Origin of the sequence: Clostridium sp., assembly GCF_016650095.1 — a bacterium.
In the GTDB taxonomy this organism is placed as follows: Bacteria; Bacillota; Clostridia; order Clostridiales; family Clostridiaceae; genus Clostridium_AD.
The window spans coordinates 1-6,767 of sequence record NZ_JAENWL010000196.1 but is presented as its reverse complement, the minus strand read 5'-3'; the positions used below and the strand labels follow the sequence as shown (position 1 = coordinate 6,767).

At 32.1% G+C, this 6,767-nt stretch carries 7 protein-coding genes; 6 read left to right on the top strand and 1 reads right to left on the bottom strand.

Annotated elements, in window-relative coordinates; genetic code table 11:
* Positions 1-109: 109 nt before the first annotated feature.
* The gene (locus JJE11_RS11845) at positions 110-1,516 is read right to left on the bottom strand and encodes a sigma 54-interacting transcriptional regulator (protein WP_291635838.1); all 1,407 of its coding nucleotides are present in this window, start codon (positions 1,514-1,516) and stop codon (positions 110-112) included.
* Between the two features lie 199 nt (positions 1,517-1,715).
* On the opposite strand from JJE11_RS11845, the gene JJE11_RS11840 reads away from it, so the two are divergent.
* From JJE11_RS11840 to JJE11_RS11815, 6 genes are all read left to right on the top strand, one after another.
* Entirely contained in the window at positions 1,716-2,288 is a 573-nt protein-coding gene (locus JJE11_RS11840; RefSeq protein ID WP_291635836.1) for a 2-oxoacid:acceptor oxidoreductase family protein, read from the top strand.
* Positions 2,289-2,582, top strand: a complete 294-nt coding sequence (locus JJE11_RS11835) for a 4Fe-4S binding protein (protein ID WP_291635834.1) — start codon at positions 2,289-2,291, stop codon at positions 2,580-2,582. It abuts the gene before it with no gap.
* A gap of 65 nt (positions 2,583-2,647) precedes the next feature.
* Positions 2,648-3,829 carry a pyruvate ferredoxin oxidoreductase gene (gene porA / locus JJE11_RS11830; RefSeq protein ID WP_291635832.1) on the top strand — a complete coding sequence of 394 codons (1,182 nt, stop codon included), beginning with the start codon at positions 2,648-2,650 and terminating at the stop codon, positions 3,827-3,829.
* 12 nt (positions 3,830-3,841) lie between these two features.
* Positions 3,842-4,774, top strand: a complete 933-nt coding sequence (locus JJE11_RS11825) for a thiamine pyrophosphate-dependent enzyme (protein ID WP_291635830.1) — start codon at positions 3,842-3,844, stop codon at positions 4,772-4,774.
* A 339-nt stretch (positions 4,775-5,113) separates the two neighbouring features.
* A complete protein-coding gene (locus tag JJE11_RS11820) occupies positions 5,114-6,421 on the top strand; it encodes a hemolysin family protein (protein ID WP_291635828.1) in 1,308 nt (435 codons plus the stop codon).
* A gap of 237 nt (positions 6,422-6,658) precedes the next feature.
* Positions 6,659-6,767: rubredoxin (locus tag JJE11_RS11815; RefSeq protein ID WP_291635841.1), on the top strand; the 109-nt coding region annotated here is incomplete at its 3' end.

The window sequence follows — 6,767 nt, the reverse complement described above, 5'->3', positions numbered from 1 at the left end:
ATAATTTTATTTTTGACAGCTTTACTAAATTTATTGTATATAATATTCTTGTTCGAATTATAATTATTAGAGAAGAATGACAAAGCTTGATACTAAAAAAAAGGCAAGATTATTGCCTTTTTTTTAGATAGTATGCTACCTGATAATATTCAATTGTATATCCTTGATCTTTAAGTTTATTTGATATTTTGCGAGGTCCTAAACCTCGCGAGTGAAGTGAATCAATGAGTATTTTTATATTTTCTTTTATTTTATTAGTATTTATTTTAGCAGACTTAGTGTCAGCATCTTCATTAAAAATTTCAAAAGGTAAATGTTCTATAAGAACAGTAGTAGTAAGGTCTTTTTTATCTCCAATATCTGATATTAGAGGAGAGGCGGCATCAATACTAAAATTGATAATATCCCTGAATTGGCGAATATTTCTTGGATAGACTGCTCTTAAAAGAATGGCTTTTGTCTCCTTGGAAAAATCAACATGATACTTAATGCCTTGAAGATCTGCAACTGCATTTTCATACTTTGTAATAAAATGCTCCAATAATGAAGACTTTTCTTTAAAGCTTCTTTCTGATAATGACGGAAGGTAGAGCTCATACTGGGCTAAACGCTGATATAATTCAGGTAATAATTCTTCTTTTAAATTTTTTGTAGATGCTGCGATAATAATCACATCTACACTGATATCTTTTATACCACCAATTCGCCTTATTCTACCTGATTCAATAGCTTTTAAAAGTAGTGTCTGGTAATGTTCTAAAGCATGAGCTTCATCTAAAAACAAGATACCTCCATTAGCCTGTTCAAATAAGCCTTTTCGCTGGGTAGAACCGGTGAAAGCACCTTTTTCCGAACCGAATATCTCAACAGCCGCTAAATCGGGATTGGTGAATTGAGAACAATTTACTTCAATGAAGGGCGCATTTTGGTTAATGACACCAACTTCTTTGGCATAAGTATAAATAAGATTCGCAAGCATAGTTTTACCTGTTCCTGACTGTCCTGTGATAATAGAATGTCGCGGTCCTCCAAGAGCTCCTACAGTTCTTCTAGCTTGCACAAGTGCATTCTTTAAACTACCGTCATTTCCAATAATAGAAGAAATGTTTTCTTCTGATTTATTTAAACTTAAATGTAATTCGAGAAACTTAATCTTACGATTTAAATCATCAATTTCTTTAATATCCTTAAAAATTGAAAAGGCGCCAGCAAATTCATTATTAACATATAGTGGATAAGAACTAACTACATATTTTTTGCCTGCTACGTAGTGTATTTTCTTATCTAACAATGCATGTTTAGTTTCTAAAACTTTTAGAAGAACAGCAGCAGGATAAAAGTTTGAAATATATTTTCCAATCATTTTTTCAATTGTGGTATTTGCGTAATCGGCAGAAACTTTATTTACATAAAGTAAAATACCGTGGAGGTCAACTACATTAATACCATCATTGGACTTATCCCAAAAAAGTTCAAATAATTTATTCTTATAAAAATCATCATGAGAAATCACCATATTATACCCCTTTTGTTCCACATTTTTAATTGCTTTACAAATTCTAACATTATATTTCTAACAGTATAACAAAATTACAACAAAAAAGAAATAGTATTCAATATATTATTTAGATGAATGCTGGTTTTATAAGTTGTTTGAAAATTGGCATGCTACTTGCTATAAATATAGACAGAAAAGATTATAGGGGGGAAGAAATATGGTTAAAGTAACAGAAATAAGATGGCATGGTCGTGGAGGTCAGGGAGCAAAAACTGCATCGTTATTGCTAGCGGATGTGGCCTTTAGTACTGGTAAATATGTTCAAGGTTTCCCTGAATATGGCCCGGAAAGAATGGGAGCTCCTATTACAGCTTATAACAGAATAAGTGAAGAAAAAATAAGAGTACATTCTAACATTTATGAACCAGACTTCGTAGTAGTTGTAGATCAATCTTTATTAGCTTCAATTGATGTAGCAAAAGGATTAAAGGGTAAAGGCGCAATAGTAATAAACACAGAAAAATCTCCAGAAGAAATTCGTGGAAATTTAAAAGGATATGAAGGGAAAATTTATACTATTGATGCTAAAAAAGTTTCCGAAGCGACCCTTGGAAGATATTTTCCAAACACACCAATGCTTGCAGCTATTGCAAAGATTAGTAAAATAATGCCTGAAGACATATTTTTAAAAGAAATGCAACTCTCTTTTGAACATAAATTTGCAGCAAAACCTGAAGTAATTGAAGGTAACATGAAAGCATTAAAAATGGCACTTCAGGAGGTGAAATAAATGGGTAAAACAAATATAGACGAGAGTGTAAAATGGACTGAAATAACTGAGGGTGGAAACATTTATGAAAAAGGTAATTCATCTGAATTCAAAACTGGAGATTGGAGAACAGTTAAACCCGTATTTATTGAAGATAAATGCAAGCAGTGTCTGCTTTGCACACCAGTATGTCCAGATTGCGCTATACCAGTAATAGATAGCAAAAGATTAGATTTTGATTACTACCATTGTAAAGGATGCGGAATCTGCGCAAAAGTTTGCCCTTTTAACGCAATCGAAATGGTAACAGAGTAAAGAAAGAAAATTATAGATAGAAAGGGTTTCTATTGAAACTCTACATTGAAGGAGGAGAGAATACAATGGCTATAAGAGAAAGAATGTCAGGAAATGAGGCAGTAGCAACTGCTATGAGGCAAATCAACCCAGATGTTATTGCAGCATTTCCAATTACACCATCAACTGAAATACCTCAATACTTCGCAACATACGTTGCAAACGGTAAAGTAGACACTGAATTTGTCCCAGTAGAAAGTGAACATAGTTCAATGTCAGCTTGTGTAGGTGCTGAAGCAGCAGGTGCAAGAACATTTACAGCGACATCATCTTGTGGGCTGGCATTGATGTTTGAGGTATTATATATAGCAGCATCAAGTAGATTACCAATTACAATGGCAGTGGTAAATAGATCATTATCGGGCCCAATTAACATAAATGCAGATCATTCAGATAGTATGCCAACAAGAGACTCTGGATGGTTACAAATATACTCGGAAAATAATCAAGAAGCTTATGATAACTTTATACAAGCTGTAAGAATTGGGGAGCATGACGATGTTAGACTACCAGTTATGGTATGTCAAGATGGTTTTATCACAAGTCATGCAGTTGAAAATATAGAATTGATTGAAGATGAAAAGGTCAAAAGTTTTGTAGGAGAGTATAGTCCAAAGCATTATTTGTTAAATCCAGAAGAGTCAATGTCAGTTGGCCCATATGATTCACCTCATTATTATATGGAGCATAAAAGACAACAAGCTCAAGGAATGATGGATGCAAAAAAAGTTATTATGGGAGTTGCGGAAGAGTTCGAAAAAATGACTGGAAGAAAATATGGAATGTTTGAGTCTTATAAATTAGATGATGCTGAAACTGCAATAGTTATTTTAAACTCATCAGCAGGAACAGCTAAAGATGCAATAGATATTCTTAGAGCAGAAGGTAAAAAAGTTGGGCTTCTTAAGATTCGTATTTTTAGACCATTCCCTGCAGAAGAAATTGCAAAAGCATTAGAAGGGAAAACTGCTGTAGCTGTAATGGATAGAGCAGAAGGATTCAGTGCTTGTGGAGGGCCAGTATTTGCAGAAGTAAGAAGTGCTTTATATGACTCATCAAATAAACCCAAAATGGTTAATTACATTTATGGGTTAGGTGGTCGTGATGTTAGGACTAAAAATATAATGGAAGTATATAGCGCGCTTGATGAAATCAAAAACACAGGAGATATCGGAAGCACATACAGATATCTTTCAGTAAGAGAATAGGAGGCGAATGGTGTGGGTTATAATTTAAAGAAAGAAATGAATAAACCAGAACGTTTAGCAGGTGGACATAGAATGTGCGCAGGCTGTGGTGCCCCAATTGCAGTAAGAGGGGTGTTGCGTGCACTAAAGCAAGAAGATAAAGCAGTAATAGGTTGTGCAACAAGTTGTCTTGAAGTTTCTACGTTTATGTACCCATATACAGCATGGAAAGATTCGTTCATACACAATGCTTTTGAAAACGCAGGGGCTACGGTTAGTGGAGTAGAAGCTGCCCACAAAGCATTGTTAAGAAAAGGAAAATTGAAAAATGAGTGCAAATTTATTGCTTTTGGCGGAGATGGTGGAACATATGATATAGGGTTCCAATCACTATCAGGTGCAATGGAACGTGGACATGATATGGTTTATGTTTGTTATGATAATGGTGCTTATATGAACACTGGTATCCAACGTTCATCTGCAACACCTAAATTTGCAGATACAACAACAACACCAGTAGGTATAGAATCTGATGGCAAAAAACAATATAGAAAAGATCTTGGCCAAATTATAGCTGCTCATCATGTTCCATATGTGGCTCAAACCACATTTGTTAAGGATCTAAAAGATCTTCATGAAAAATCTGAGAAAGCTCTTTATAAAAAAGGGTCAGCTTTCTTAAATGTAATGGCACCATGTCCAAGAGGATGGAGATATCCGTCTGAAGACTTAATGGAAATATGTCGTTTAGCAGTAGAAACGTGTTACTGGCCACTTTATGAAGTTGAAGATGGAAAATGGACATTAAATTATACTCCTAAAAAGAAATTGCCTATTGAAGAATTCTTGAAACCACAAGGAAGATTCAAGCACTTATTCAAGAGTGGCAAAGAACATTTAATTGCAGAAATGCAAGCTGAAGTTGATAAAAGATGGGAAGAACTATTAGTTAGATGTGGTAAATAATTTTAGATTGATGTCTATCTAAAAATAGATTAGCAATATAATTGTACTTTTTATTAATGTGCAATTATATTGCTAATTCTTTTTAAAATTTATATTAAATTATTGATAGGTTCTTTACTTTTCGGTTAAATAATGACCTGTAAAATATAAAGCAATTCCAACAATAAGAACTATAATTCATAATAAGTATATTTTTTCAAAAAATAAATACTTTATTTGGAAAAGTTACGATGAATTAGATATAATTTAATATTTATTTTCATATTATCAATAAAGCAGTCAAGTTTTGTGATACCATATATAATATGAAATGTTTTAATTTAAGAGGAGGAATTTTTAATGGTACCAGACCCCATGCCCGATAGTATAATGGCGCAATTTATATTAATTGCGGTTTTAACACTGATAAATGCATTTTTTGCATCATCAGAAATGGCTATAGCATCTTTGAACAAAAATAAAATTAAATATCTTGCTGAAGAAGGCAATAAAAAAGCACAGTTATTAGTAAAACTTATTGAGGAGCCAACAAATTTTTTATCAACTATTCGAATTGGAATTACGCTTGTTGGATTTTTTGCTATTGCATCTGTTGCTACAGGTATGTCTAATAATTTTGCAGGATTTTTAAACAGCTTAAATGTAACTTATAGTCATCAAATTGCTTTAATTTGCATAACAATTGGATTAGCTTATATAATGATTGTGTTTGGAGAGCTGTTTCCAAAGCGCCTAGGACAACAAAAATCAGAAGCTATTGCAATGTTTTCAGTAGTGCCAATGCTCTACGTATCTAAAGTAGTGGCTCCCCTCGCAATGTTAATTTCGGCATCCACTAATTTTTTAGTGAGGATAACTGGTCTTAATAGTGATAAGTTAGAAAAAAAAATATCAAAAGAGGAATTAAAATCGTTTGTGGAAGTTGGGAAAAACCAAGGAGTCATAAATGAAACTGAAACAAAAATGATAAATAATATTATTGAGTTTAATGATAAATTAGCTAGAGAAGTTATGACACCAAGAACTGAGGTGTTTTTAATTGATATAAATGAGCCTATTACGCAGTTCTTAGATGAGTTATTAGAAGGAAAGCATTCAAGAGTTCCAGTATTTGAGAATGATGTTGATAATATCATAGGAATACTGTATATGAAGGATTTTGTAATAGAGGCACATAGAAATGGTTTTGAAAATGTGAAAATAAGAAATATATTACATCAGGCTTACTTCGTTTATGAAATTAAGAATATAGGTGAATTATTTAAAGACTTACAAAAAACTAAAAAAAATATGGCAATGCTTATAGATGAATATGGTGGATTTTCAGGGTTAGTTACCAATAAAGATCTTATAGAAGAAGTTATGGGAAATATTGAAGATGAATATGATGATGACGAACCTGATATAAGAAAAGTTGATAACAATACTTATATAGTGGATGGATTACTTTCAATTGGCGAATTAAATGACAACCTAGACTTGAATTTAGTATCAAAAAATTACAATACAATAGGAGGTTTTTTAGTTAGTTTGATGGGATTTATTCCAAATCATGATGAAAACAAAACTATTGTGTATGAGAATGTAATATTTAAAATAGAGGAAGTTAAAGAAAGAAGAATAGGAAAAATTAAAATATGCATATAAATAAAAATGCTCTACTTTATAAAAGTAGAGCATTTTTATTTATATAGAATTATAACTAACTTATCTAAAATAAGAAATTAATCTAGTAACATATGTTACCGACAATTTATTAATTAATTAGTATACTAATATTATAATACAAGAACTGATAATTATTACTAAAAGAGTATAGAAGAAGCTTTAGGATAGACTATTAAGTAGTTTACAATATTAAATAAATTAAGAGGAGATGTTTTTATGGATAAATATGTTTGTGTAGTTTGTGGGTACGAGTATGACCCGAAAATAGGAGATCCAGATGGTGGAATAAAACCAGGTACTAAATTTGAGGATATTCCAGAAGATT

Coding starts and splice junctions, on each gene's coding strand:
- JJE11_RS11845 (WP_291635838.1), bottom strand. CDS start 1,516: ATGGTGATTTCTCATGATGATTTTTATAAGAATAAATTATTTGAACTT.
- JJE11_RS11840 (WP_291635836.1), top strand. CDS start 1,716: ATGGTTAAAGTAACAGAAATAAGATGGCATGGTCGTGGAGGTCAGGGA.
- JJE11_RS11835 (WP_291635834.1), top strand. CDS start 2,289: ATGGGTAAAACAAATATAGACGAGAGTGTAAAATGGACTGAAATAACT.
- porA (WP_291635832.1), top strand. CDS start 2,648: ATGGCTATAAGAGAAAGAATGTCAGGAAATGAGGCAGTAGCAACTGCT.
- JJE11_RS11820 (WP_291635828.1), top strand. CDS start 5,114: ATGGTACCAGACCCCATGCCCGATAGTATAATGGCGCAATTTATATTA.